This is a genomic window from Eudoraea sp., assembly GCF_039969275.1.
In the GTDB taxonomy this organism is placed as follows: domain Bacteria; phylum Bacteroidota; class Bacteroidia; order Flavobacteriales; family Flavobacteriaceae; genus Eudoraea.
The window spans coordinates 660,711-685,406 of record NZ_JBDVOC010000010.1 but is presented as its reverse complement, the minus strand read 5'-3'; the positions used below and the strand labels follow the sequence as shown (position 1 = coordinate 685,406).

The window sequence follows — 24,696 nt, the reverse complement described above, 5'->3', positions numbered from 1 at the left end:
ATGTATAATCCTGGTTGCAATCTATTATTTTTTTAATTGGGCGAATAGCACCATGTAGTTATTGCCAACTTCTTTTGCACATTTAGGGCAGTACGCATAATGCACATAATATCTTTGTGCCTTTACTTTGCGCATTTGTAAATAAGCGTCCATTTGCTTTATGAATTTTGGGATATCTTTATAAGCACCATCAAAAACCTTACTCATAAATGTTCCGGAAAGTGTTGTGTTATTGGCGTTTGCCACGGTGTCGGTAACAGAGAGATAGATTTCTGACATAAAAGCATGCGGGTCTGTAAATAATACCAAAATATCTTCTTTATTGTTTGATAGTTTTTTGGAATCCTCTGCCAGTTTCATCATTTTAGTAATTCTCTTTCCTATCATGGGGGGTAAAGGAATATGAAAGAAAGTAGGGACTGTTGCTTTGATAAATTTCTTATGATTCCAATTGAATGTCTTTTCATTCCATTTTTCAGGGTGAAATTTTGGACAACATTCTTGTTTTACTGCTTCCATTACCAATAATTTTAAACCAAGATTTGGACTTTATTAGTAAACAATCAAACTAATTAGCTTTCTTGCAATAATTCTTTCTTTAATATATTCCTAAATCGGGTTGCGCTTAAATAATGATCTTCAATTAGTTCTCCATCGTGCAATAAGCTGAAAACCCCATAGCCGGAAGGAGCTTGTTTTGCTTCACTTGCGCTTCTTAACTTATTTACTTTAAGATCAATACCGTAGTCCAAAGCCGTATTTAGAAGGGCAAATACCGACTTTTCGTGCCACGGACATTGGTCTGCATAGACTAATTGCCAGCCATTGTATTTCTTTTGATTTGCAGTCCAATCTATAAGTTTAGGGTCTTTAGCTTTTGGCTCCCATTTTTTGGTCATTAATTCAAACCTGCCTCTTTGATCTACTTGTATAAAGCCGTTATTTTCAAAGATCCTTTTGTCTGATATCCATGCGCCCTTACTGGCCATCGCGCAAATACCGACCATTTTTTTCTTTTTGGCCTCGTTTTCCACTTCCTTAATAAGTAATGAACCATACCCTTTGTTTTTATTTTTATTGGGGTATACATACATACAGTGAATAAACATAAAGTCATGACCCAGAACAGGTCGCCAGGCATTGGACACAGGGATATACTCTATGAAACCTATCATTTTATCTGTATTGTCCTTTAGAATTTTCATCCGCAATCCAAGCTTATATTGTTTCTCAAACCATTTGCGCTTGCTTTGGAATCCCGGTTTCTTTATATCCTTGATACAAAAAAAAGTTTCTTCCTGTACATTTTCAGGTGTAACATCTATAATTTTTGTCGGTTCCATATCTTCTGATGCTTCAATGAGCACTGGTTATCTTCCAGAAGTCTTCGGCTTCTTTTTCCATTTTTTCCAGCCTGGTATAATAATCCGGAAATTCCTTTAAATGAGCCCAGGCAATTTTTCCAGTAAGGTATTTGTCATCATTAGTGACATTGGTTTCAGGAAACCGTGTACCATGTTCAAATTCAACATTAATTCCATCAGTAAATTCGTCTAAACTTACCTCTTCCCAATTGATACCAAGAGATTGTCCAATCTCTTTGGCATCTTGTTTTTTAATTTTTTTCATTTTTATTTTTTGTTTTATTTTGAGTTCTTTTATGCCCCAGGGGATATAGGCTATACACATGAGTGCAGCTCCTACTGAGCTGATCAACTCTATATCCGGGTTTATTAGTAATAACAGACCAATGATTATAAATGTACCCTGCCATTTAGCAATAATCTTTTCCTTCATTAATCCTATGGCCTGTAGAATTCCACCTACCATCAAGGCAAATATTAGCCATACGATAAATAAAAAACCCTTTTTATCCACAATTACCTGTAGGTAGGGTACCAGATTGTTAAATTCTTCTTCCGGAAGGGTGTCAAATGCCGAGAGCACTAAGCACAATGCACCTTTATCTACGGCTAAAATAAAAGCTCCAAATACTCCAATTACTCCTCCCCAAAATCCATATTTCTTGCCTTTACCCTGAAGTAAATTCATGGTTCCCACAAAATATACAATGATCACAGGTACCGCAAAAGTTACAATTAGATGACCGATATGATACATAGGATTATTGTGAAACCGCCCCACGAGTTGCTCAACTGTAAATAAAGGTTCCATCGCAAGTAGGTTGGGATGGGTGACAAAGCCAATAAGAAGCATAATCGGATATACGATTATAGATAGGGCATATCCTTTCTGTTTAATTTTATCGATAACATCGTTCTTCATCTTGTATTATTATAATGGTTGGTCCAGATAGCTCTGATATTTTTGAAATCCTTGATTAATCATTTCTACCGTGGCTTTACAAGTAATTGTAGATCCGGAGATACCATCAATCATTGTGTTACCTTTAATTAAGGACACACCGTTCTGTTTTAAACCAAAGTCATTTAAATCAGTCTGGAATACTTTTCCAACAAATTGACTTTCATAAGGTTCCTGTGTGATTCCGGCACCATACCCTTCTGATTCTGCCTTGTGTTTAAATTGAAGCCCCAGAATTTCTTTTCTATTATTATCAATTAGGATTTTTGCCCAGATGGATCCTGAAAATCCCCTGTTTTGTACAGCCAGGATCACCTTATCTGATCCAATAATTTCAAATATAGGCAGGGAAGAAGTCGACCTTCCCTTTATTATATTTTTATAAATCTTCGTAGTTGTTTCTGAATCAGAAATAATAACATCATCATTTTCATCAATAAGCTTAAAAACCAATAAACTGGAAAGTTTAGTTGTATCTGCAAAAGAGATTTTTGCGAATTCTAGTAGCTCTTTTAATTCCGGGGAAATTTGCTTTGTAACATTCGCTTCTTTTAGTGAATGCTCCACAACAGCTTTTTCCCTGCAGTTCCAGGTTAGAGGAAGCAAGAGTATTAATACCAAGCAGATCTTTTTATTTTTTACTTTGGTATTCATGTTACTATTTTTAACCAGCCATTAATCCGCCATCTATAACATAGGTGTTTCCGTTAACGTATTTGCTTTCATCAGAAGCGAGATAAAGAACCAGATTAGCAATTTCTATAGCTTCTGCATACCTGCCAAAGGGTACAATGGCTTCAAAACCTATTTGAACCTCTGCAGTATTATCAGGAGAAATATCCTTTTCTATTCTTCGCATCATTTGGGTGTTTACCGGCCCTGGATGTATGGTATTTACACGTATTTTTCTATCTGCAAATTCTAATGCAGACACTCTCATTATCCCTATTACCCCATGTTTACTGGTTACATAAGCTCCTAAACCACTAAAACCTTTCAGTCCTGCCACCGAAGATGTGATAATCACAGATCCTCCTTCATTCATCTTGGGGATTACGTATTTACACCCATACCAGACTCCCTTTAGGTTAACGGCTATTACCTTATCAAATTCGTCATTAGGATAGTCTTCAATTGAACTTGAGGGCCCTTCGATTCCTGCATTATTGAAGAACAGATTTATTTTGCCAAATTTAGACAAGGTTTCAGCAGTATATCTTTCTACATCAGCTGGCTTGGATACATCGGCAACGCAATAGGCCAAACGTGAAGAATCCAGTTCTTTGGAAGTCGATTCCAGCTTTTCTTTATTTATATCAACGAGCATAACACTTGCCCCTTCTTTGAGAAACAATGCAGCTGTACTTTTGCCTATTCCGGCAGCTCCCCCGGTAATAATGGCGACTTTATCTTTTAGTTGTTCCATGATAATTTTTATAAGTTAAGTTTTCGGATTTCCCATGTATTTTTAGGGGATTTGACGGCTAAAGTATTTACAGATAGAAATTTTGCACGGAGTTCAGGCAATTCATAGCGCCTTACAGACATCGAAATACCATCTCTTTTATTTATTAGCAACATAATATCACCCGCAGTATCTAAGAGAACTTCACTAAATCTATAATCATAGATATTCAATTGGAAATTATTTTTACCTCTAAAGTCTTTGGTAACAAGTATACCAACGGCATATCCTTCATTGAATTCAGTTAGATTCAAATATTCGGGTTCTATAATTACTTTACCTTCTTTATTTATAAAACCATAGGTCATAATCTCCTCTTCCTCCATGAGTTTTTTAATCATACATCTCCCATTTTTAAATTGAGGAAAACGTATGGCATTAACATCGTTCACTGAGGTATTAGGTAAATTGTTCCAAACAAAATCATCTCTAAAGTCTATTACCAATTGGCCTTCTTTATTTATAAAGCCCCATTCATTACCCTTTCTTATTGCTGCCAATCCTTCACTAAATGGCGCTATTTCATCAATTCCGGTAAGTTCCTGCGCAAAGAGTAAAAAAGGCAATATGATTAAAGCGAAAAGCGGGAATATTTTATTCATAAGATTTTATGTTTAAAAGTGTTAATATCAGCGCAAAATTACGTTGTGGTTAATAGGTGTAAAATGACCTTAGTCATATAAAAAGCAGAACACCAGCAATCTATGCCTTGTGTATCACAAGGCTAAAGGAAGGTATATCTCTTCTTATGTTTTAAAACATTATATTAGAATAAATCATACTCTTAAGGTCCTTTGGAAGTCCATCCCTAATATCTTGCATCTCACCCAGGGAAATATATTTTCTCAAATAAATAAAGGTGGTATCTATATATTGCTCGGCCACTTCATCACTGTATTCAAAATCATTAATAGCTGAAGGACCATCGTGTTTTCTTACCAGGTCTATAAATTCTGCCATATGTTTTATTTTCAACTTCTTTTTTTTTCTAAGCGTCCATCCGTTAACATAAACTCCCTTTAAGAACATAGGTAATTGCGCAATAAATTGTAAAGATTCCTCGGTTGAAATCACATCGCGTAAACTGTGCAGAATAGAAGCTAATATTCTGCCTGCTTTGTCTCTGTCGTTACCAAGATTCATTTCCTTGGTGTATTCTTTAAGAAATGTATTACCCTCTGTAGCATATTGATTAAAATTTAGTGCCATGATTATAGTTTTTATATGTGAATCATAAAGATGAGCAGTAGCGTTGCCATTACAAATGATTTTGGTCACCCGAACCATAATTATTAAGATTTTATTTATCAATCGGCAACTGCATCCTTTCTAAATGATTCTACTGATTAATATCATAGTTATCATCTCTGATGCTCAGTAAATTTGAGATTTAGATAAATACCATTATTATGAACATACTTCTTCCTACAGATTTTTCTAAAAATTCCGGGAACGCTATTAGTTATGCCATGGAATTATTTAAAAATGAAAAATGTAACTTTTTCTTCCTTCATACATATACCCCTTCATTTTACCGGATGGATTATATGCTGGGAGGGCCTTTATTTAGTGCTATTCCCGATACCGGTGTTGATATCTCACTGGCCGGTTTAGAAAAAACGCTTGAAGATGTTAAGAAATCTTATGAAAATCCAAAACATAGCTATAATATCATTTCAGCTTTTAATACACTTACAGATGAAATCAATGAAGTAACAATAGAAAAGGAAATTGATATGGTCGTGATGGGAACTCAGGGCGCAACCGGGGCTAAAGAGATATTTCTTGGGACAAACACAGTTTATGTTCTCCGAAAAGCCATTGCACCGATCTTGGTAATTCCGGAAAACTACACCTTCCAAAAAATTCAAAAAATATTGTTTCCATCAGACTATTTGTCAAATTATAAGGAGAACGAATTGAGTGCTGCTATAAAAATGGTCAAATTGAATAAAGCAAAACTTATCGTTTTACATGTTAAAGAGGAGTATGATCTGACCGCGAGTCAACAGGAAAATAAGATGGCCCTATATCGTGGTTTAGATGGCTTGTCTACTACCCTCACAGAACTAAAAGGTAGTCTAATGCCAAATGCAATTTTAAATTATGTCCAAGATAATAAGATTGATCTCCTTATGATGATGAATAGAAAGCATTCATTTTTTGAACGACTTGTTGAACGACAAAATGTAGATCAAATAGGTTTTCATATAAAAATACCCTTCCTGGTCATTAGAGATACGGCCCAGGTTGTTAAATAACAGTTATAGATGAAAAATATTTTACTGCTTACCGATTTTTCCAATAATGCTTGGAACGCCATATTCGCAGCTTTGAAAATGCATGAACATATGGCTTGCCATTTTTGGCTATTAAACACTTATGAACCCAGTTTTGCAAATATTCTTGGAGCCAAGAGTAAAGAAAGATTAGGTGTAATCTACGATTCTCTTGCAAAGAACTCTTCAATCGAACTTGATAAGATATTACAATATTTAGAAATAAATCATTCAAATAAAAACCACACATTTGAAAAACGTTCTGTGTCAAATGATATAGTAAATGCTGTAAAGGAAATTTGCAATGAAAAAGATATTGATCTAATTGTCATGGGAACTAAAGGCGCTACTGGCGCCAAAGAAATTTTTATGGGAAGTAACACGGTAGAGCTTATTAAGATGATAAACAGCTGCCCCATATTTGCCGTTCCAAGTAAGCATGACTTTAAAGATTTAAGTAAGATTTTGTTACCTACAGAGTTTACAAGATCATATACAAAATACGAATTGGATCCGCTTATAGAACTGGCAACAAGCTGGAAATCAGAAATATTAATAATTCACATCGCGCAGGAATTTTTGTTGAATGAAGAACAACTAGCTAATAAAAAAGTTCTGATAAAACGTTTGGGTAAAGTTGAGCATTCTTTTCACAATGTGGAGATGCAGGCTAATGTAGCTGATTCAATTAGTACGTTTGCGAAAGAGAGCAGAGCAGATATTATTGTTTTAATTAATTATAAGCATACTTTTATAGAGAAATTAACCCGCGAAGCTGTGGTAAAAAAAGTGGGCTTTCATTCACAAATACCATTGCTGGTTCTTCCGGAATGAACAGGAACATTTAGTGTCTTACACAAGATGATCAAAAAATAAAATTTTACTATGATTCGAATAGTTTTACCTACAGATTTTTCTAAAAATGCATGGCACGCAATAAAGTATGCAACATTTCTTTTTGAACAATCACCTTGTACTTTCATTATAATTCATGCACACCAGGTAAGCCCATCGGGTTTAATAAGTACAATAAATAAAGAACGAGAAACCAGACTTCATGAGATTACTCTTAAAGAATCTGAACGAAAGCTTAATAAAATAGTAAATCACTTAAATAAAATAAACAAGGTTCCGGGACACGAATTTGAAGGAGTACTGGTTGCCGATACTTTATTAAATGCGATAGGTCGTGAAGTAATAGATAAGGATGCTGACTATATTATTATGGGAACCCAGGGAGCTTCTGGTTTAAGTGAAATATTTATGGGTAGTAATACGGTAAGTGTTATAAAGAATATTAACTTTTGTCCGGTTATTGCAGTTCCCAATTCTTATGATTTTAGCTCTTTCAATGAAATTTTGTTTGCGGCAAATTTTAAACACATGTATCAAAGAGTTGAATTACAACCATTGCTGGATCTCGCTAAACTTCGTAAAGCCAGAATTAATGTTATTCACATAAATGAGGAAGAGGAATTAAGCGAGGAACAACTAGAATTAAAGAAATTGCTTCGCAACTTATTAGGAGAGAAGGACAGTGTTTTTGAAGATTTTGACTATCACCCTAACATTGCCTTAAAGATTAACGATCTAACTGAAAAGAAAAGCGCTGGGTTGATAACAATGATAAATTCTCAACATAGTTTTTTTAAAGGGCTGACTCACGAACCTGTTGTCAAAAAAGTTGCTTTTAAAACAAAGATCCCCTTTTTGGTCCTTCCCGAAGTGGAGTAATAACCTTTATTCAGCTACGCAAATTCAATAAATCAAAACCTATTTCACTATTTATGTGCCCTAACAAATCCGGGAGCTATTTATAAGCATAGTTTATCGTTTGAGTAAACAGAATACCATAAATTTGCACTTGAAAATCCAAGTATCAATGAGCAAAGCCATTTATGTAGCTACCATCGAGCCGAATAGCGGCAAATCGTTAATATCATTAGGACTCATGCATTTATTATTGGGGAAAGCTGCTAAAGTAGGCTACTTCAGGCCAATAATTGATGATTACGGACCGGGGGAGAAGGACAATCATATTAATACGGTGATTTCCTACTTTGGAATACAAATGGAATATAATGAGGCTTATGCCTGTACCAGAAGTGAGGTAATTCAAAAATACAATCAAGATAAGAGTGATGAGGTATTAGACAAGATCATAGAAAAGTATAAAGCCATTGAATCTCGTTTTGATTTTGTTTTGGTTGAGGGAACCGACTTTTCTGGGGAGGGATCTATTATAGAATGGGATATTAATGTTTATATGGCCAAAAACCTTGGGATCCCCACTGTTATTCTGGCTAGCGGAGTGGGCAAAACCTTGGAAGAATTGGTTGATAACCTTTACCTCGCTTATGATTCCTTTACCAATAAGGGTGTTGAAGTCTTAATGGTAGTTGCCAACAAAGTAGAACCCCAAAATGTAACCCTGGTAACCAATGGTCTTTTAAAAGCACTTCCAGGCGAAGTGCTACTTGGCACCATCCCAATAAATCCAGACCTTGGTAATCCTACCATGAAAGAAATTGTTAAAGAACTGAAAGGAGATGTTCTTTTTGGTCGGGACTTTTTAAATAACCAGGTGAGTAATTTTAGTGTGGGGGCCATGCAGTTACGAAATTATCTCACTCATTTTAAGGAATATGGATTGGTCATAACTCCAGGTGATAGATCTGATATTATCCTGGGAGCCTTGCAGGCTAACTTATCTTCTAATTATCCAACAGCCTCAGGAATCGTGCTCACTGGTGGACTTGTTCCAGAAGATCCGGTTATTCAATTAATCGAAGGTCTCTCGGAAATCGTTCCCATCATCTCAGTTCAGGGAGGTACCTTTTCTATTGCGAATAAGGTTGGGGCAATACGTCCTAAAATATATGCGGAGAATAAACAAAAAATAGAGGGGTCTATTCAGGACTTTACAAGATTTCTTCCTATAAATGCTTTGGCTGAGCGCCTCATAACCTTTGAAGCAAACGGAATAACTCCACGAATGTTCCAGTATAATCTCCTTAAAAGGGCCCAGAGTGTCAAAAAGCATATTGTTTTACCGGAAGGTACTGATGAACGCGTACTTCGGGCAGCTAAGGAGCTAATCGATGCAGATGCTGTTAAACTAACTCTTTTGGGTGATCCTTTACAGATAAAGGAAAAGGCAAGACAACTGGATTTGCTGCTTGATTTTGAAAAAATTAGCATTATAGATCCTATAAATTCAACTTATTTTGGAGATTATACGGATACGCTGTATGAATTACGCAAGCATAAAAATGTAGATAAGGCCATGGCACAAGATCTTATGGCAGATATTTCTTATTTTGGAACAATGATGGTCTATAAAGGGGATGCGGACGGTATGGTTTCCGGGGCTATTCATACAACCCAACATACTATTAGACCGGCACTTCAGTTAATTAAGACTAAACCCAATGTGTCTATTGTTTCCTCCGTATTTTTTATGTGCCTAGAAGACCGGGTTTCAGTTTATGGTGACTGTGCAATAAATCCCAATCCGAATGCAGATCAATTAGCTGAAATTGCTATTACTTCTGCTGCAACTAGTTTGGCATTCGAAATAGATCCCAAAATAGCTATGCTTTCTTATTCTTCCGGAAGTTCCGGTTCAGGGGAAGATGTAGAAAAGGTACGTGAAGCTACAGAGCTTGTGAAAAAAAGAGCGCCTTATCTTAAAGTTGAAGGCCCTATCCAATACGATGCTGCCGTAGACAAAAATGTAGGTAAAACTAAAATGCCCGACTCGGAAGTGGCCGGACAGGCAAACGTTTTTATTTTCCCCGATCTTAACACGGGCAATAATACATACAAAGCGGTACAGCGAGAAACCGGTGCCCTGGCTATAGGTCCAATAATTCAGGGACTAAATAAACCTGTAAATGATCTCAGCAGGGGGAGTACAGTTAACGATATATTTAATACAGTTATTATAACTGCCATCCAGGCCCAGGCATTATAACTTAATCATTTCAATGAATATTTTAATTATTAACACGGGGAGTTCTTCAATTAAGTTTCAGCTAATGCATATGCCATCAGAAAACGTTTTGTGCTCTGGTATGGTAGATAGAATTGGACTGGAAAATGGAAATTTGAAGTATGTAAAGGCAGATTACCAAACTAATGAAATACTCCAGTTTTCATCGCACAGAAAGGGACTGAAGCGCGTAATAGAATTGGTTTTGGACCCTGTTCACGGAGCCATTGGCGACGTAAATGAGATAGATGCCGTGGGGCACAGGGTAGTCCATGGCGGAACTGCTTTTTCTGAAACTACAATTATTACCAGGGAAGTAAAAGATAAGATTGGTGAATTGAGTCAGTTAGCGCCATTGCATAATCCGCATAACCTGGAAGGGATATTAATTGCTGAAGAATTATTTCCAAATGCCAAACAGGTTGCGGTCTTTGATACCGCCTTTCATCAAACTATTCCATTGAAGGCTCGAAAATATGCAATACCGGAAAAATTTTACTCGGATCACGGAATACAACTTTATGGCTTCCACGGCACGAGTCATAAATATGTAACAGAAAAGGCCACAAGCTTTTTGGATAAAAAAGCAGCGAAGATTATTAGTATTCATTTGGGTAACGGCTGCAGTATTACTGCCGTCCAAAATAGAAAAAGTACGGACCATAGTTTAGGTTTTGCTCCCTCAAATGGACTTATCATGGGCTCCAGAAGTGGAGACATTGATCATTCCATGATTTTTTATCTTGTAGAATCATTGGGTTATAGTTTGCAGGAAATAAATGATTTGCTCAATAAGAAAAGTGGAATGCTGGGACTTACTGGTTATAGTGATTTGAGGGAAATTCAAGCTAAAGCTAATGAAGGTGATTCGAAATGTCAGCTAGCATTGGAAATGAATGCATATAGGATTAAAAAATATATTGGGGCTTACAGCTCTGCCATGAACGGATTGGATACCTTAATATTTACTGCGGGGATAGGTGAAAATTCAAGTTATCTTAGGGGGCTGGTCTGTTTTGAGATGGACTTTTTTGGAATTGAGCTTGATACAGAAAAGAATAACCACAAATCTTCTGAATTTCGGGAAATACACAAAAGCTCTTCAAGGGTGAAAATTTTGGTCATCCCCACCAATGAGGAATTGGAAATTGCAAAGCAAACCTTTCAATTGCTAAAAACCTCCTGACAACAAAAAAATACGCTAAAATTACTCTGTGAAATGATTAAGATCATTTCGCATAGAAAATTTATACTCTAACTTGACCAATTATTAGTATTAACCTAAAAAAATTTATCATGTCAGACAACAGTATTAAAGTTTTGTTAGCTCTTATATCAGGGGCAGCAATAGGAGCAGGTATCGGTATCTTATACGCTCCTGACGAAGGGAATAAAACCCGAAAAAAAATAAAAGACAAGGCACTTGAAATAAAAGATAAGGCACTTGAAACCAAGCACGATTTAACAGAACGAATTTCTCATGCCAAAGATGAACTCACCAAAGTAGCAGATGAGAGGAAAGAAGTTTTTGAACAAAAATTAGAGGATACCATCTCTACAATGAGTTACAAAGCAGATGAAATTATTGTTCAATTAGAGCGTAAGCTTGAAGAGATCAGAAAGAAAAATGCACAATTACAGAAATAGGCTATTATGGCTTTTGAAGGTTTAAGACAAAATATTTCTGAATTAGACGAAAATGTTAGCTCGTATGTAGAGCATAGCATAGAATACGCCAAGCTTAAAAGTTTTAAGATATCCATGGTTTTGGTTACCTCTTTAGCTAAGGTTATGCTAGTTGGTGCCATAGCAATTTTGGCTTTGATATTTTTGAGCCTGGCGGCTTCTTTTAGCTTAGGTTACGCAATTGATAATACCGTTTATGGATTCGCTATAATTGGGTTTTTATATCTGTTGTTTGCGATTATAGGCTATGTATTTCGCGACAGATTGAATAAACCTTTACTGCAATTATTTTCTAAATACTTTTTTGAGGGGCCATGATAGGAAAATACAACTCGTTTAGGGAAATTGATGATGATTTGAAAATCCTTGCTCTGGAAAGAGAGATCAATAAGGAGTATACGAAGTATAGTGTACAAGAGCTTAAGACTTATTTCTATCCCTTTAATTTAATTAGAAGTTTTGATGGTTTCGTTGCCTCGGTGATAATTCCCTTTGTTTTAAAAAAGGTGTTTAAAAAAAGACTGTCAGAATAGCAATTTTTAAAGAATTCTAATAAGACCATAGGTGTTAAATCTAATACCTATGGTCATTTTTATTCTAATTTTCTTACTGCTAAAAAAGTATCTTTGCTTGTATTAGGGCTATTTTATGAATACAGGTTTAGTATTGTCTGGGGGAGGATTTAAGGGTATTGCTCATATAGGGGTAATAAAAGCTTTAGATGAAGTTGGTTTCGAGATTACTCATATAGCAGGAACCAGTGCCGGTGCCATAATTGGGGCATTATATGCAGGGGGCTTAGATTGGAAACAAATCCTCGAATTTATAAAGAAGGTGAATATTTTTAGTATTAATAACTATGCGGTTGGTAAACCGGGGTTTGTTGATACTGAAAAATTTTGCAGCAAGTTCGCTGAGTTCTTTCCTGCAGATAATTTTGAGAGTCTTAAAATTCCTTTATTCATCACTGCCACTAACATTCTGGAAGGAAGTTTAAAGGTTTTTTCTGAAGGAGAACTTATTAGGCCAATATTGGCTTCAGCTGCATTTCCAGGAGTTTTTACCCCAATAAAAATAGCAGATTCGTATTATGTAGATGGTGGAGCCTTGAACAATTTTCCTGTAGATCTGATTAAAAACCATTGTGATCAGATCATTGGTGTATATGTCAATCCTTTTCTTAAAGTAGGGATAGAACAATTAAAACACTCTTTTAATGTATTGGAACGAGCCTATAAGATACGCTCTGCTAAAGATTCACTTTCTAAGTTTGCAGATTGCAATTTGGTAATATCACCCAAAGATTTAATCAATCACAGTACATTTTCCATAACTGATGTGGATGCTGTTTTTGATTTGGGATATAAGGCTGCCATAAAGGCACTGAAGAAACCAGATAATCTTCAAATGCCATAAAAAGATTAGCCAGGAATAATTTGGAGAGTTATTATTTAAAAACATACCAAAAGATATGCCCTCCTTAAAGGCCTTTTACTAAATGGACAAACTAAAGGTCTTCTTCAGAGGGCATTTTAAGTTAAAAGTGAAATTTTAACTAATCTCAATTACTTTTGGTTTTGCCTTTAGGACAACTTCTTTTTTTTCTAGTTTGAAGCGAAGAATTCCGTCACTGTATTTGGCTTTAATTTCCTCTTCTTTTACATTTTCTGGTAAAAGCAAGGATCTTTCAAATGCATTATAACTAAATTCTTTTCTTGTGTAATCTTCATCCTTTTTTTCCTTAGTAAACTCTTTTTTTGCGGAGATATTAAGGTATCCTTCATCAATGGTAATTTCAAAATCCTTTTTAGCGAAACCAGGTGCTGCTAATTCAATTTCAAAGTAATCTTCTTTTTCCATGATGTTTAAAGCAGGTTCTCCTGCTCTTGCGTTCCAGAAACGATCATTTATCAATTCACGATTCCAAAATTTGTCATCAAAAAAATTCTCCATATCAAAAAAATCAGAAGTAATTAAGTTTCCAAAAGGTCTTGCCCTTTTTTTAAATTTAACTAGTGTCATAATATTAGATTTAAGGTTAAACATTATTTGAGCCACGAAGGTAATCAGGACATGTACTATTCGGAATGATCTTGATCAGTCGTACTCAATATTTGTTTAAATCGAGAATGAAGGCCTTGAAAACCTTGAAGAGAAATTTTCAGAGGAATTTTTAATTGTAATAAATATACTTATAAAATGACATTGCTAACACAATGTATTATTTGCCCTCAGATTCAAAAATTGCCAGAATTTAAATATATTCGCGTCCTATGGATTACTTTATCATTACCAGTATACTTGTATTTATATCCGCTGTCTTTGGTTATCTCAATGTAAGGTTCATTAAGCTTCCAAACACCATAGGGCTTACAGTTATTACCATCTTATTTACACTTGGAATATTTGCGCTGAGTTATTTTGATGATACCTTATTAAACGCGGAACGCTACATCATAACACATATAGATTTCAGATCTGTTTTGCTTGATATTATGCTTAGTTTTCTGCTATTTGCCGGGGCCCTGCATACCGATTTGCAAAAACTAAGAGAACTTAAATGGCCCATTCTGTTTTTTGCAACTTTTGGTGTTCTCGTTTCTACTTTTCTCATAGGAATAGCTGTGTATTTTATGCTACAGGGAATAGGATTAGATGTGCAATTCATTTATTGCCTTCTTTTTGGGGCTCTAATATCCCCGACAGATCCTATTGCTGTTTTAGGAATATTAAAAAAAGCCAATGTGCCTAAAAAGCTGGAAATCAAAATTGTAGGTGAATCACTTTTCAATGATGGTGTTGGGGTGGTAATTTTCCTGACGATTTTCGGATTGGCTAATGGAACCGGTGGAGACTTTTCTTTTACGAGTGTTCTTACTCTTTTTGTACACGAGGTGGGAGGGGGTTTACTTCTTGGGGCTTTATTGGGCTGGATTACATTTAAGCTAATGAAATCTATAGACGATTATAATATTGAAGTCATTATAACTTTAGCCACTGTTATGACAGGTACCGTTGTTGCGCAATACCTGCACGTTTCTGCACCATTAGCTATGGTGGTTGCAGGATTGATTGTAGGTGGAAATACAACCAGACAAGAGGCAATGTCCGAACTTACAGAAACTTATGTGGACAAGTTTTGGGAGCTGATAGATATTCTTTTAAACACCCTACTCTTTGTCCTAATAGGAATGGAATTGTTGGTTCTGGACCTTGAAACGGAATTTGTACTGGCAGGACTCCTAGCCATTCCCATTGCCTTAGTTTGCAGGTATGTCTCCCTGGTTATTCCTGTAAATGTGTTTAAGACACGTCTTGATTTTGTTCCCAACACCAATCTAATAATGACCTGGGGGGGATTACGAGGGGCAATTTCTATAGCCCTGGCACTGGGCCTCACAGCAGAAATGCATAGAGAATTGTTTTTAGTTATGACTTACCTAGTGGTAATTTTCTCTATAATTGTTCAGGGGCTTACTGTTGGCAAGTTGGTTAAAAAACTCAGAAGAAAGAATGTTGGAATTTAGAGGTTTATAGCTTTATTTCCAGTAAAATAGGGCAGTGGTCAGAACCAAAAAATTCCGTAAGTATCTTAGAAGATTTTACTTTGGGCATTAAAGAATTACTTATCAAAAAATAATCTATTCGCCAGCCCGTATTTCGTTCACGAGCCTTAAAACGATAGCTCCAATATGTAAAGGCTACTTCATCAGAATTGAAATATCTGAATGAATCGACAAAACCTGAATTTATAAAATTATCCATTCCATCAATTTCTATTTGCGTGTAACCAGCCGTTTTATTATAGTTAGATTTATCATTTTTTAAATCGATAGCCCGATGGGCAACATTGAAATCCCCGCATATTATTAGCGGTTTTAATTTTTCTTTTTCTTTTAAATAATTGAGAAAGTCTGCATCCCACTTACGGCGATATGGCAAGCGGTCTAATTGCTGGCCCGAATTGGGGACATAGACATTAATTAAATAAAAATCGGCATACTCTGAGCAGATTATTCTTCCTTCCGAATCATGTTCTGAAATAGACATATCCAAACTGACAGCAATGGGATCAGGTTTACTTAAAATCGCGGTGCCGGAGTATCCTTTTTTTTCTGCGGAATTACTATAAAGATGATAATCTTTTAAGGGCAATAAAGCTTTTTCTACTTCAATATTCTGCGCCTTAGTTTCCTGAATACAAAGGATGTCAGGACCCAAAACATTGACAGTTTCAAAAAATTCTTTTTTTACGATGGCCCGAATGCCATTTACATTCCATGAAACGATCTTCATTTTTAAAAAATTTAATATGAATAAAAATAACACACTTTATTCATATACAGGCATTAATTAGTAACCCTTAAGGCCATGAAAGTAAAATGGAATTTAAATGTCTTTTCTTAATGTTCTTGTCTGATATTTTATGGATGATCCCGATAATTTTACGATATTGCAGCCTCCTTTAGTAGGGGGTTTAATAACGACCCGCTAAACTAAAAACAGGAGTGTTAGCTCAGTTGGTTTAGAGCACCGCCTTGACAGGGCGGGGGTCGTTGGTTCGAATCCAATACACTCCACATCAAGCAGAAAATCCACGCAAGTTTGCATGGATTTTTTATACCTGCTAAACAGGGAACTTGTTCCTGAGTTTGGCAGGTATAAAATATCAATACCGGTTTTAACCGGTATTGGGTTTTCTATTTGCAGCAGCGGACGTTATTTGGATCAGCGAGCTTATCGAGCTAATCCAATACACTCCACAACTTTTACTGGTTTAAAGATAATCCAGAATTCTTTCCAGGGCCATGCCCCGTGATCCTTTAATTAGGAGATTACCTTTTTTTAACTTATTACTTTTAAGGTAGCTGGATAAGTCATCAAAAGTGGCATATTTTGCTAGGTCCGACTTCGTTTTGTAAAAATTCTGTCCTACCAAAAACACCTTATCGAAATTCATCCCTGAGACTAGCTCAACAACTTTTTGATGTTCTTCATTGGCTTTTTCACCCAGTTCAAACATATCTCCCAGAAAAACAATTTTTACACTCCCCGGAAAATTCTTAAAATTTTTTAGGGCCGCTTCCATGCTATTCGGGTTTGCATTATAGGCGTCGAGAATAATGTGATATTCCTTCTTATCTATAATCTGTGAACGATTGTTTTTTGGAATGTAGGCTTCAATCGAATTTTTAATATCCTCTAATGGCACATTAAAATATTTTCCCATTAGCACTGCGGCACAACAATTATTAAAATTATAACTCCCGATTAACTGGGTGTTAATTTCGGTTTCTTCTGTTTCCAGCTTTACAAAAGGATGTGCTCCCAAATAATTTATCCTATAATTATTAGTATCTGAAGTGCTAAAGCCAAATTTATGTGTGTAATTTTTTAACTTTCTCTTCTGAATAACATCATCTGCATTTAAAAAAGCAAACTTTTTGTTGGCAATAAGGTGGTCGTAGAGTTCACTTTTGCCCTTTATAACACCCTCTACACTTCCAAAGCCTTCCAGATGGGCTTTCCCAAAATTAGTTATATAGCCATAATCTGGTTGAGCAATATTGCACAAAAACTCGATCTCTTTTACGTGGTTTGCACCCATTTCAATAATGGCGAATTCTGTATTTTTTTTAATGGTAAGTAGGGAAAGCGGAACCCCTATATGATTGTTTAAGTTTCCCTTGGTGGCAACCGTATTATATTTCGTAGACAAGACAGCAAATATTAATTCTTTGGTTGTGGTTTTTCCATTACTTCCTGTGAGCCCAATAATTTTTGCTTTGCAAAAATTCCTGTGATAGCTTGCCAGTTCTTGAAGGGATTTTAAAACATCGTCTACTAAAATAAAAGCATCACCTTTTACATACTTTTCTTCGTCTACAATAGCATATGCCGCACCATTCCTTATGGCTTCAGACGCAAATTTATTGCCATTAAAATTTTGACCCTTAAAGGCGAAGAATATACAATTAGGTAGAATGTTACGGGTGTCTGTGGAGACCTGAGGATACTTTAAAAAAAGTTGGTGCAATTTCTCAATTGTCATAAAACAAATATATAAAAAAGCCCCGATGCTAACATCAGGGCTCAATTCATATTCTGCATATAAAACTATTTGGCTTTTGCTTTTTTACCTCGTACAGTTTTATTTTTAGTCTTTGCTTTAGATCCAACTCTTGACATCGCACATCTGAATCCTATATAATCTGTGGCCATGTATTGTGGTAAAAATCTTCTCTGTGCAGGATCTAGCCAGTATGCCCGGTCTTTCCAAGAACCGCCTTTATAAATCCTGACTTCATCATTTATAAGTGTTGACCTATTATTACTTTTGTCATACTCGCGAATTATTTGTCCGGCAGAATCGCGCTCTACTCTGTGTTTTGGAGAATCATACATCTTTCGAGCCGGATCTTCATCATCATCCCCCGCAAATCGGTCAAAGAATCTGGATGAGCCCGGATCACCATCCCTGTAGGCTCTGTTATCACTTTCTGAGAAATTGGTTCTTAAATAGGTTTCCTGTTCATCAACAGCTACCATTTTAATTTCTCCAGGTAGATTTACAGCTACAAGTTTTCCATTAGGTAAAGTATCAAAAATTATACTATCTCGAAGAATAGTTACTTTTCCGTCTTCGCCTATCGCCGTTTTCATGTAAATATTACCTCTATAGTAGTTGAAATCACTTATTTGGTCATCCACTATTGGTCGATAAACATCGGCAACCCATTCTGCAACATTACCTGCCATATCGTACAGACCAAGGTCATTGGGTTTGTATGATTTTACCTCTGCGGTGATATCAGCACCGTCATCGGACCAACCAGCTATTCCGCCGTAGTCACCTTTTCCTTGCTTAAAGTTTGCTAACTGATCACCTCTACCCACTCTTTGGCCATTTCTTGTATAATCGCCTTCCCATGGATATTTTTTTCTACCTCTATAATTATTGTATTCTCTTGTTCCTTGTAAAGCAGCAGCTGAATACTCCCATTCGGTTTCCGTAGGCAGTCTATATGCAGGCATAATAATACCAGTACTTCTTGTGGCAAAGTTGGAAACTGAATCTTTTTTCATTTTGCCCTGTAATGAATCTATTTGTCCGTTATATACAGATTCTGGACGGTTTAGATAGGCTTCAGTACTAAAAGTGCCTTCGACCTCACCGGACATTGCCTGGTATTTTGCATCCTGAGCCAAATAACCTTCTTTTTCCAGCATTGCTTCGTTTACCCTGTCTGTTCTCCATTCGGCAAACTGAACCGCTTGTATCCAATTCACACCAACTACCGGGTATTCAGAATATGCAGGGTGTCTTAGGTAATTATTGGTCATAGTTTCATTATATCCCAATCTGTTTCTCCATACTAAAGTATCCGGAAGTGCGCCTTTATAAATATTAGCGTATTTAGGGTTTTCTGGTGGGTATACCGCTTTAAGATAATCAAGGTATTCCTTATACATTACATTGGTTACTTCAGTTTCATCCATATAAAAAGATTGAACATGCTGTGCGCTGGGAGTATTATTCCAGTCATGCATTACATCATCCTGTACCTTTCCTTTTGTGAATGTACCTCCTTCTATAAAAACAAGTCCGGGACCCGTTTCTTGTTCTTTAAAGTCAGAATTGTACTGAAAACCACCCTCTTTGGCGTTTATTTTCCAGCCTGTAGCTCTTGATACATTCTTTGATGATGATGAGGCAGATTTTTTACAACTATTAAATGTAAAACTTCCCATTATCACTGCACAAGAAAGTACAACTTTGATCAACTGTTTTTTCATCTGTATTTAGGACTTAAGTTCAATATCAAACCACATTTATCGCAATTTGATAGAATATTTAAAATAAAATTGTGTCACTTTCGGCTTATAAAACGATGATTATTACATAATATTTTATAGTTCCGAAAATATTTTTGCCCATTTGCACAGGCAAGATTTATTGGGACCTTGTCCATTTTGATAACGGCACAAAACATAATATAGTATGGATAGAAACATTTCTTTTAAATTATTAAGGACAATCTCTGCTTAATACCTTATAATCTAATGAACTTAGATTTAAATTGTAATCTGAACAAACTTCTGATTTTCAGATTTATTGGACTAAATTCAAAAATAATATACCTCGAAATGCAAGATATTTTTGAAATGCTCGTTACTTAACAAGTAATAAGACAAAATAAAGTGATTATTAAATAGTAATTATTTTGGATTTTGTACGAATTCTACATTAGATGACAAAAATGAGAAAATTAGTTATTCTAGCCTTATTTGCCTTTGTATTTAAGGCATCTGCCCAGGAGCAGAATAGGGTAATAACCACAGCGGTACCCTTTTTAACTATTGCCGCAGACGCAAGGTCTGGTGGCTTAGGAGATATGGGCGTTTCTACTTCCATTGATGCATTTTCGCAGCAGTGGAACCCTGCGAAGTTTGCATTTGCTGAGCGAAAAATGGGAATAGGGTTAGGTTATACACCTTATCTGGAAAGCATTATTACAGATGTCTCCTTATTAAGCGGTAGTTTTTATAATAAAATAAACGACAGAAGCGCATTTGCCTTCAGTTTGCGTTATTTTACTTTAGGTGAAATTGAATTAAGACAATTTGCCGGAGACCCGGGCGTAATAGCCAAACCCAATGAATTGGCAATAGATGGTTCATATGCATTAAAACTTAGCGATGTATTCTCTATGGCTATTGCGGGTAGATATATAAATTCAAATCTTAAATTACCTGAAAATGGTGATGTAGATTCAAAGGCGGCAAGTTCATTCGCAGTGGATATTGCCGGTTACTTTCGCTCCAGGGAAATAGCCTATAATAGTTTTGATGGTAGATGGAAAGGTGGCTTCAATATCTCAAACCTCGGAGGTAAAATGCAATATGATGAAGGTGGTCAAACCAATTTTTTGCCTACAAATCTGGCCATAGGCGGAGGATTTGATTTTATTTTTGATCAGGATAATGTACTGGGCTTAAATTTGGAATTCAACAAACTTCTAGTGCCTACCCCTCAGGATTTTACCGGCGATGGGGTTATAGATTCTGCAGATAATGATATATATCAGCAAATTGGCTGGCTTGAAGGGGTATTTAAGTCATTCGGAGATGCACCTGACGGGATTAGTGAAGAACTTCAGGAGGTAACCTGGGCATTAAGTGCTGAATATGCTTATCAAAATGCTTTTATGTTTAGAACAGGTTATTTTCACGAAAGCGAATTTAAAGGAGCAAGACAATTCTTTACACTTGGAGCCGGATTTAAATTCAAATCTGTCCAGATAGATCTTTCGTACCTCTTCTCTACTTCCAAAGTGAAGAATCCTCTTGAAAATACGCTTCGATTCTCGCTTACCTTTAATTTAGGGGCGGAATATTACAATGATTAAACAAAATTAGACATATAAAAAAAACCTGTCTCCGGACAGGTTTTTTTATTTGGGTAAGAAGCAGTTTTGCACAACTATCTAAAATAAAGTACATTTAGTTTTAACTCAGGTTAGCCTGGACATTTATCTCATTTTATGGAAAAACGCAGGATTTCCTTTGATTTATTGGTTTTTGAAACTTTGGATGAGCTTTCCAAAAGCGAAAAAGCACTCATGAAAATTGCCGTGGAGGCCAGAGAAAACGCCTATGCTCCATATTCTCAATTCATGGTCGGGGCAGCTGTCCTTTTAGCTAATGAGGAAATCGTGATAGGGAATAATCAGGAAAATGCCTCTTACCCTTCAGGTTTATGTGCAGAGCGGGTAGCACTTTTCCAGGCAGGTGCAAAATATCCCAAAGTTGAAATAAAAACAATTGCCATTAGTGCATCATCTAAAACCCATAAAGTAGACAGGCCTGCAGCGCCTTGTGGAAATTGCAGGCAAGCCATTGCTGAATATGAACAAAAGCAAAATTCACCAATATCTATTTTAATGATGGGGGATTCGGGTAAAATATTTAAATGCGAATCCCTGGAAGACATCCTTCCTTTGGCATTTGGAAGTTCATACTTAAAATAATCTTTTTTTATACTCCTGAAGAAATTAGATTTAACCATAAATTCATTTTTTATAAGGGATTTATACCTTTTTTATCATTTTTTTTTCACTATTGATTTAATGTGTATTTTTGTTTTTCCTTGATATTCCTGAACTATTCAGATCTGAATTTTTCGGCAAAAAACAAGGCCACTATAAAGAAAATTATTTGATGAAAAAAGTTACCAAAGAGGTATACCTAAAATGGTACGAGGAAATGTTGTTCTGGAGAAAGTTTGAAGATAAACTGGCTGCCGTATATATTCAACAAAAAGTTCGCGGATTTTTACACTTGTACAATGGTCAGGAAGCTGTCTTAGCCGGCGCATTACATGCTATGGACCTTACGAAAGATAGGATGATTACAGCCTATAGGAACCATGTTCAGCCCATAGGAATGGGTGTAGACCCCAGGAAGGTAATGGCGGAATTATATGGCAAAGTAACAGGTACTTCTAAAGGAATGGGTGGTTCCATGCATATTTTCTCAAAAGAATATAGGTTTTATGGAGGTCATGGTATTGTTGGCGGGCAAATACCTTTGGGTGCCGGATTGGCATTTGCCGACAAGTATTTTAAAAGAGATTCAGTAACTCTTTGCTATATGGGTGATGGCGCGGTAAGACAGGGCTCGCTGCACGAAACGTTTAATTTGGCCATGTTATGGCAATTGCCGGTAGTATTCGTTTGTGAAAATAATGGTTATGCAATGGGGACTTCCGTAGCAAGAACTGCTTATACCACAGATATTTGGAAACTTGGTCTGGGATATGAAATGCCTTGCGCTCCCGTTGACGGAATGGATCCATTAACAGTGGCGGAGGAAATGAGTAAGGCTATAGAAAGAGCTAGAAGTGGCGGCGGCCCCACGTTCTTGGAAATGAAAACATATCGTTACAGAGGGCATTCTATGTCTGATGCTCAACACTACAGGACAAAAGATGAGGTTGAAGAATATAAGAAGATAGACCCTATTACTCAGATTCTTGATGTTATTAAGGAGAAGAAGTACGCCAATGAAGCGGAAGTTAAAGCGATTAATGATAGGGTGAAAAATCTTGTAAAAGAATGTGAAAAATTTGCTGAGGAGTCTGAATATCCTCCTGTAGAACAGCTTTACGATATGGTTTATGAGCAAAAAGACTATCCATTTGTAAAACACAAATTATAAATAAATGGCAGAAGTAATAAATATGCCCAGATTAAGCGATACCATGGAAGAAGGTACCGTTGCAAAATGGTTGAAAAATGTTGGTGATAAGATTGAAGAGGGCGATATCTTGGCTGAGATAGAAACAGATAAGGCCACCATGGAATTTGAATCTTTTCACGAAGGCACCCTACTCCATATTGGTATTGCTGAGGGAGACGGGGCACCAGTTGATACATTATTAGCAATAATTGGTGACGAAGGTGAAGATATATCTTCCTTATTAAACGGTAAACAGGGGACATCAAATAATAAAGCAGAAGCAGAGGAGGACACAACAACGTCAGAAAAAATAGAAGAATCTACAGTAAAAGAAGAAAGTAATATTTCTAGTGAAATACCTGAAGGTGTGGAGATTATTAAAATGCCGCGCCTCAGTGATACCATGGAAGAAGGTACCGTTGCCACTTGGTTAAAAAAAGTAGGAGATGAAGTGGAAGAGGGTGATATACTGGCCGAGATTGAAACTGATAAGGCAACGATGGAATTTGAATCCTTTTATTCAGGGCAACTTCTTTATATAGGAATTCAGGAAGGCGAATCGGCACCTGTTGATGAAGTATTGGCCATAATTGGTCCGGCCGGGACTAATGTTGAGGCAGTATTGCAGTCTAAACCTTCTTCGAAAACAGAAAAAGTTACGACTGCGGAAACAGAGAATATAGCTCCTCAGGAAGCAACAAATAAAGAGGAAAAACCATTAAACTCAGGACAGCGGGTATTTGTTTCTCCGTTAGCGAGAAAAATTGCTACTGAAAAGGGAATTGATCTTATGGCTGTTAAGGGTAGCGGAGATCATGGTAGGATTGTTAAGCGAGATGTAGAAAATTTTGTACCGTCTAAGGATGTTATTGCTCCTGCTGCGGTCGCTGAAACCAAAATAACTCCAGAGAGTCAGGTAACTGCACCGCAATTCGTTCCAATTGGGGAGGAACATTTTGAAGAAGTGAAAAACTCTCAAATGCGTAAGGTAATAGCCAAACGCCTAAGTGAATCTAAGTTTACAGCTCCTCATTATTACTTAATGATTGAGGTTGATATGGATAATGCCAAGGCTTCGAGGGAAAAGATCAATAGCCTTCCGGATACCAAGGTTTCATTTAATGATATGGTGGTGAAGGCCTGCGCTATGGCCCTTAAAAAACATCCACAGGTTAATACTTCCTGGAAAGGAGATACTACCCGATATAATCAGCATATTCATGTTGGTGTGGCTGTTGCGGTAGATGACGGTTTGGTAGTGCCCGTATTAAAATTTACTGATCAGATGAGTTTAACACAGATTGGAACCTCGGTTAAAGATTTGGCAGGAAGAGCAAGAGTTAAAAAATTAACTCCTGCCGAAATGGAAGGAAGCACTTTTACGGTTTCTAACCTTGGAATGTTTGGTATTCTTGAATTTACATCAATTATAAATCAGCCTAATTCTGCCATTCTCTCAGTGGGTGCTATCGTTGAAAAACCTGTTGTTAAAGGCGGACAAATAGTTGTTGGAAATACAATGAAGATTAGCCTGGCATGTGATCATAGAACGGTTGATGGTGCTTCAGGGGCCCAGTTTTTACAGACCCTAAGAGCCTATCTGGAGAATCCGGTTACTATGTTAGCTTGATAAAAAAACGATTTCTTGAAAAACAGTCTGATTATTCATAAAATAAGGTATCCGGTATTCTTAGGGTACCTTTTGT

The 24,696-nt window shown here is 36.4% G+C and carries 25 protein-coding genes and 1 tRNA gene; 15 read left to right on the top strand and 11 right to left on the bottom strand.

The genetic code is table 11. The features are described from left to right. Positions 1-24 precede the first annotated feature (24 nt). The 7 genes from ABJH90_RS11020 to ABJH90_RS10990 form a co-directional block, all read right to left on the bottom strand. Positions 25-519 (bottom strand): hydrolase, encoded by a 495-nt coding sequence (locus ABJH90_RS11020; RefSeq protein ID WP_348139264.1) that lies wholly within the window; start codon positions 517-519, stop codon positions 25-27. A 53-nt stretch (positions 520-572) separates the two neighbouring features. Beyond that, complete coding sequence (locus tag ABJH90_RS11015) at positions 573-1,343, bottom strand: GNAT family N-acetyltransferase (RefSeq protein WP_348139262.1); 771 nt, start codon at positions 1,341-1,343, stop codon at positions 573-575. Between the two features lie 13 nt (positions 1,344-1,356). After that, complete coding sequence (locus ABJH90_RS11010; RefSeq protein ID WP_348139260.1) at positions 1,357-2,286, bottom strand: DUF5661 family protein; 930 nt, start codon at positions 2,284-2,286, stop codon at positions 1,357-1,359. A gap of 9 nt (positions 2,287-2,295) precedes the next feature. After that, positions 2,296-2,979 carry an FMN-binding protein gene (locus ABJH90_RS11005; protein WP_348139258.1) on the bottom strand — a complete coding sequence of 228 codons (684 nt, stop codon included), beginning with the start codon at positions 2,977-2,979 and terminating at the stop codon, positions 2,296-2,298. 10 nt (positions 2,980-2,989) lie between these two features. Beyond that, positions 2,990-3,751 carry a glucose 1-dehydrogenase gene (locus ABJH90_RS11000; protein WP_348139256.1) on the bottom strand — a complete coding sequence of 254 codons (762 nt, stop codon included), beginning with the start codon at positions 3,749-3,751 and terminating at the stop codon, positions 2,990-2,992. Between the two features lie 8 nt (positions 3,752-3,759). Beyond that, positions 3,760-4,392: a WG repeat-containing protein gene (locus tag ABJH90_RS10995; RefSeq protein WP_348139254.1), complete on the bottom strand. Its 633-nt coding sequence runs from the start codon at positions 4,390-4,392 to the stop codon at positions 3,760-3,762. A gap of 151 nt (positions 4,393-4,543) precedes the next feature. Further along, complete coding sequence (locus ABJH90_RS10990; protein ID WP_348139252.1) at positions 4,544-4,999, bottom strand: DUF2267 domain-containing protein; 456 nt, start codon at positions 4,997-4,999, stop codon at positions 4,544-4,546. Positions 5,000-5,199: 200 nt separating this feature from the next. On the opposite strand from ABJH90_RS10990, the gene ABJH90_RS10985 reads away from it, so the two are divergent. The 9 genes from ABJH90_RS10985 (at position 5,200) to ABJH90_RS10945 (ending at position 13,165) form a co-directional block, all read left to right on the top strand. Further along, positions 5,200-6,051 (top strand): universal stress protein, encoded by an 852-nt coding sequence (locus tag ABJH90_RS10985; protein ID WP_348139250.1) that lies wholly within the window; start codon positions 5,200-5,202, stop codon positions 6,049-6,051. Positions 6,052-6,060: 9 nt separating this feature from the next. Then, positions 6,061-6,903, top strand: a complete 843-nt coding sequence (locus ABJH90_RS10980; RefSeq protein ID WP_348139248.1) for a universal stress protein — start codon at positions 6,061-6,063, stop codon at positions 6,901-6,903. A 51-nt stretch (positions 6,904-6,954) separates the two neighbouring features. Further along, positions 6,955-7,803 (top strand): universal stress protein, encoded by an 849-nt coding sequence (locus ABJH90_RS10975; RefSeq protein ID WP_348139246.1) that lies wholly within the window; start codon positions 6,955-6,957, stop codon positions 7,801-7,803. Between the two features lie 148 nt (positions 7,804-7,951). Next, positions 7,952-10,045 carry a phosphate acetyltransferase gene (gene pta, locus ABJH90_RS10970; RefSeq protein ID WP_348139244.1) on the top strand — a complete coding sequence of 698 codons (2,094 nt, stop codon included), beginning with the start codon at positions 7,952-7,954 and terminating at the stop codon, positions 10,043-10,045. Positions 10,046-10,058: 13 nt separating this feature from the next. Next, complete coding sequence (locus ABJH90_RS10965; protein ID WP_348319622.1) at positions 10,059-11,249, top strand: acetate kinase; 1,191 nt, start codon at positions 10,059-10,061, stop codon at positions 11,247-11,249. Between the two features lie 110 nt (positions 11,250-11,359). Further along, entirely contained in the window at positions 11,360-11,710 is a 351-nt protein-coding gene (locus tag ABJH90_RS10960; protein WP_348139240.1) for a YtxH domain-containing protein, read from the top strand. A gap of 6 nt (positions 11,711-11,716) precedes the next feature. Then, the gene (locus ABJH90_RS10955) at positions 11,717-12,067 is read left to right on the top strand and encodes a hypothetical protein (protein ID WP_348139238.1); all 351 of its coding nucleotides are present in this window, start codon (positions 11,717-11,719) and stop codon (positions 12,065-12,067) included. Next, positions 12,064-12,282: a DUF6327 family protein gene (locus ABJH90_RS10950; RefSeq protein WP_348139236.1), complete on the top strand. Its 219-nt coding sequence runs from the start codon at positions 12,064-12,066 to the stop codon at positions 12,280-12,282. Before ABJH90_RS10955 ends, ABJH90_RS10950 begins: the two co-directional genes overlap by 4 nt. 115 nt (positions 12,283-12,397) lie before the next feature. Continuing rightward, on the top strand, positions 12,398-13,165 hold the full coding sequence (locus ABJH90_RS10945; RefSeq protein ID WP_348139234.1) for a patatin-like phospholipase family protein: 768 nt from the start codon (positions 12,398-12,400) through the stop codon (positions 13,163-13,165). A 135-nt stretch (positions 13,166-13,300) separates the two neighbouring features. Here ABJH90_RS10945 and ABJH90_RS10940 read toward each other — a convergent pair whose 3' ends face one another. Then, positions 13,301-13,771 carry an Hsp20/alpha crystallin family protein gene (locus tag ABJH90_RS10940; protein WP_348139232.1) on the bottom strand — a complete coding sequence of 157 codons (471 nt, stop codon included), beginning with the start codon at positions 13,769-13,771 and terminating at the stop codon, positions 13,301-13,303. A gap of 251 nt (positions 13,772-14,022) precedes the next feature. Between ABJH90_RS10940 and ABJH90_RS10935 the strand changes: the two genes are divergently transcribed. Then, positions 14,023-15,276, top strand: a complete 1,254-nt coding sequence (locus tag ABJH90_RS10935; protein ID WP_348139230.1) for a sodium:proton antiporter — start codon at positions 14,023-14,025, stop codon at positions 15,274-15,276. 4 nt (positions 15,277-15,280) lie between these two features. Here the strand turns inward: ABJH90_RS10935 and ABJH90_RS10930 are convergent, their stop codons facing one another. After that, the gene (locus ABJH90_RS10930) at positions 15,281-16,045 is read right to left on the bottom strand and encodes an exodeoxyribonuclease III (RefSeq protein ID WP_348139228.1); all 765 of its coding nucleotides are present in this window, start codon (positions 16,043-16,045) and stop codon (positions 15,281-15,283) included. 209 nt (positions 16,046-16,254) lie between these two features. Here ABJH90_RS10930 and ABJH90_RS10925 point away from each other — a divergent pair. Then, positions 16,255-16,329: transfer RNA gene (locus ABJH90_RS10925), tRNA-Val, on the top strand. A gap of 197 nt (positions 16,330-16,526) precedes the next feature. Here ABJH90_RS10925 and murF read toward each other — a convergent pair. Together murF and gldJ are read right to left on the bottom strand one after the other, a co-directional pair. Beyond that, positions 16,527-17,801, bottom strand: coding sequence for a UDP-N-acetylmuramoyl-tripeptide--D-alanyl-D-alanine ligase (murF, locus tag ABJH90_RS10920; RefSeq protein WP_348139226.1), 1,275 nt, complete (start codon positions 17,799-17,801; stop codon positions 16,527-16,529). Positions 17,802-17,866: 65 nt separating this feature from the next. Next, entirely contained in the window at positions 17,867-19,546 is a 1,680-nt protein-coding gene (gldJ, locus tag ABJH90_RS10915; protein ID WP_348139224.1) for a gliding motility lipoprotein GldJ, read from the bottom strand. 464 nt (positions 19,547-20,010) lie between these two features. On the opposite strand from gldJ, the gene porV reads away from it, so the two are divergent. From porV to ABJH90_RS10895, 4 genes are all read left to right on the top strand, one after another. Next, entirely contained in the window at positions 20,011-21,159 is a 1,149-nt protein-coding gene (gene porV / locus ABJH90_RS10910) for a type IX secretion system outer membrane channel protein PorV (RefSeq protein ID WP_348139222.1), read from the top strand. 135 nt (positions 21,160-21,294) lie between these two features. Then, complete coding sequence (gene cdd, locus ABJH90_RS10905) at positions 21,295-21,780, top strand: cytidine deaminase (RefSeq protein ID WP_348139220.1); 486 nt, start codon at positions 21,295-21,297, stop codon at positions 21,778-21,780. Between the two features lie 190 nt (positions 21,781-21,970). Beyond that, positions 21,971-22,969, top strand: a complete 999-nt coding sequence (gene pdhA, locus ABJH90_RS10900; protein WP_348139218.1) for a pyruvate dehydrogenase (acetyl-transferring) E1 component subunit alpha — start codon at positions 21,971-21,973, stop codon at positions 22,967-22,969. 4 nt (positions 22,970-22,973) lie between these two features. Further along, positions 22,974-24,620, top strand: a complete 1,647-nt coding sequence (locus ABJH90_RS10895; RefSeq protein ID WP_348139216.1) for a 2-oxo acid dehydrogenase subunit E2 — start codon at positions 22,974-22,976, stop codon at positions 24,618-24,620. The last annotated feature ends 76 nt before the right edge of the window (positions 24,621-24,696 follow it).

Bases quoted from the DNA above. Each gene is read 5' to 3' on its own strand.
- ABJH90_RS11020 (WP_348139264.1), bottom strand. From the start codon at position 519: ATGGAAGCAGTAAAACAAGAATGTTGTCCAAAATTTCACCCTGAAAAA.
- ABJH90_RS11015 (WP_348139262.1), bottom strand. From the start codon at position 1,343: ATGGAACCGACAAAAATTATAGATGTTACACCTGAAAATGTACAGGAA.
- ABJH90_RS11010 (WP_348139260.1), bottom strand. From the start codon at position 2,286: ATGAAGAACGATGTTATCGATAAAATTAAACAGAAAGGATATGCCCTA.
- ABJH90_RS11005 (WP_348139258.1), bottom strand. From the start codon at position 2,979: ATGAATACCAAAGTAAAAAATAAAAAGATCTGCTTGGTATTAATACTC.
- ABJH90_RS11000 (WP_348139256.1), bottom strand. From the start codon at position 3,751: ATGGAACAACTAAAAGATAAAGTCGCCATTATTACCGGGGGAGCTGCC.
- ABJH90_RS10995 (WP_348139254.1), bottom strand. From the start codon at position 4,392: ATGAATAAAATATTCCCGCTTTTCGCTTTAATCATATTGCCTTTTTTA.
- ABJH90_RS10990 (WP_348139252.1), bottom strand. From the start codon at position 4,999: ATGGCACTAAATTTTAATCAATATGCTACAGAGGGTAATACATTTCTT.
- ABJH90_RS10985 (WP_348139250.1), top strand. From the start codon at position 5,200: ATGAACATACTTCTTCCTACAGATTTTTCTAAAAATTCCGGGAACGCT.
- ABJH90_RS10980 (WP_348139248.1), top strand. From the start codon at position 6,061: ATGAAAAATATTTTACTGCTTACCGATTTTTCCAATAATGCTTGGAAC.
- ABJH90_RS10975 (WP_348139246.1), top strand. From the start codon at position 6,955: ATGATTCGAATAGTTTTACCTACAGATTTTTCTAAAAATGCATGGCAC.
- pta (WP_348139244.1), top strand. From the start codon at position 7,952: ATGAGCAAAGCCATTTATGTAGCTACCATCGAGCCGAATAGCGGCAAA.
- ABJH90_RS10965 (WP_348319622.1), top strand. From the start codon at position 10,059: ATGAATATTTTAATTATTAACACGGGGAGTTCTTCAATTAAGTTTCAG.
- ABJH90_RS10960 (WP_348139240.1), top strand. From the start codon at position 11,360: ATGTCAGACAACAGTATTAAAGTTTTGTTAGCTCTTATATCAGGGGCA.
- ABJH90_RS10955 (WP_348139238.1), top strand. From the start codon at position 11,717: ATGGCTTTTGAAGGTTTAAGACAAAATATTTCTGAATTAGACGAAAAT.
- ABJH90_RS10950 (WP_348139236.1), top strand. From the start codon at position 12,064: ATGATAGGAAAATACAACTCGTTTAGGGAAATTGATGATGATTTGAAA.
- ABJH90_RS10945 (WP_348139234.1), top strand. From the start codon at position 12,398: ATGAATACAGGTTTAGTATTGTCTGGGGGAGGATTTAAGGGTATTGCT.
- ABJH90_RS10940 (WP_348139232.1), bottom strand. From the start codon at position 13,771: ATGACACTAGTTAAATTTAAAAAAAGGGCAAGACCTTTTGGAAACTTA.
- ABJH90_RS10935 (WP_348139230.1), top strand. From the start codon at position 14,023: ATGGATTACTTTATCATTACCAGTATACTTGTATTTATATCCGCTGTC.
- ABJH90_RS10930 (WP_348139228.1), bottom strand. From the start codon at position 16,045: ATGAAGATCGTTTCATGGAATGTAAATGGCATTCGGGCCATCGTAAAA.
- murF (WP_348139226.1), bottom strand. From the start codon at position 17,801: ATGACAATTGAGAAATTGCACCAACTTTTTTTAAAGTATCCTCAGGTC.
- gldJ (WP_348139224.1), bottom strand. From the start codon at position 19,546: ATGAAAAAACAGTTGATCAAAGTTGTACTTTCTTGTGCAGTGATAATG.
- porV (WP_348139222.1), top strand. From the start codon at position 20,011: ATGAGAAAATTAGTTATTCTAGCCTTATTTGCCTTTGTATTTAAGGCA.
- cdd (WP_348139220.1), top strand. From the start codon at position 21,295: ATGGAAAAACGCAGGATTTCCTTTGATTTATTGGTTTTTGAAACTTTG.
- pdhA (WP_348139218.1), top strand. From the start codon at position 21,971: ATGAAAAAAGTTACCAAAGAGGTATACCTAAAATGGTACGAGGAAATG.
- ABJH90_RS10895 (WP_348139216.1), top strand. From the start codon at position 22,974: ATGGCAGAAGTAATAAATATGCCCAGATTAAGCGATACCATGGAAGAA.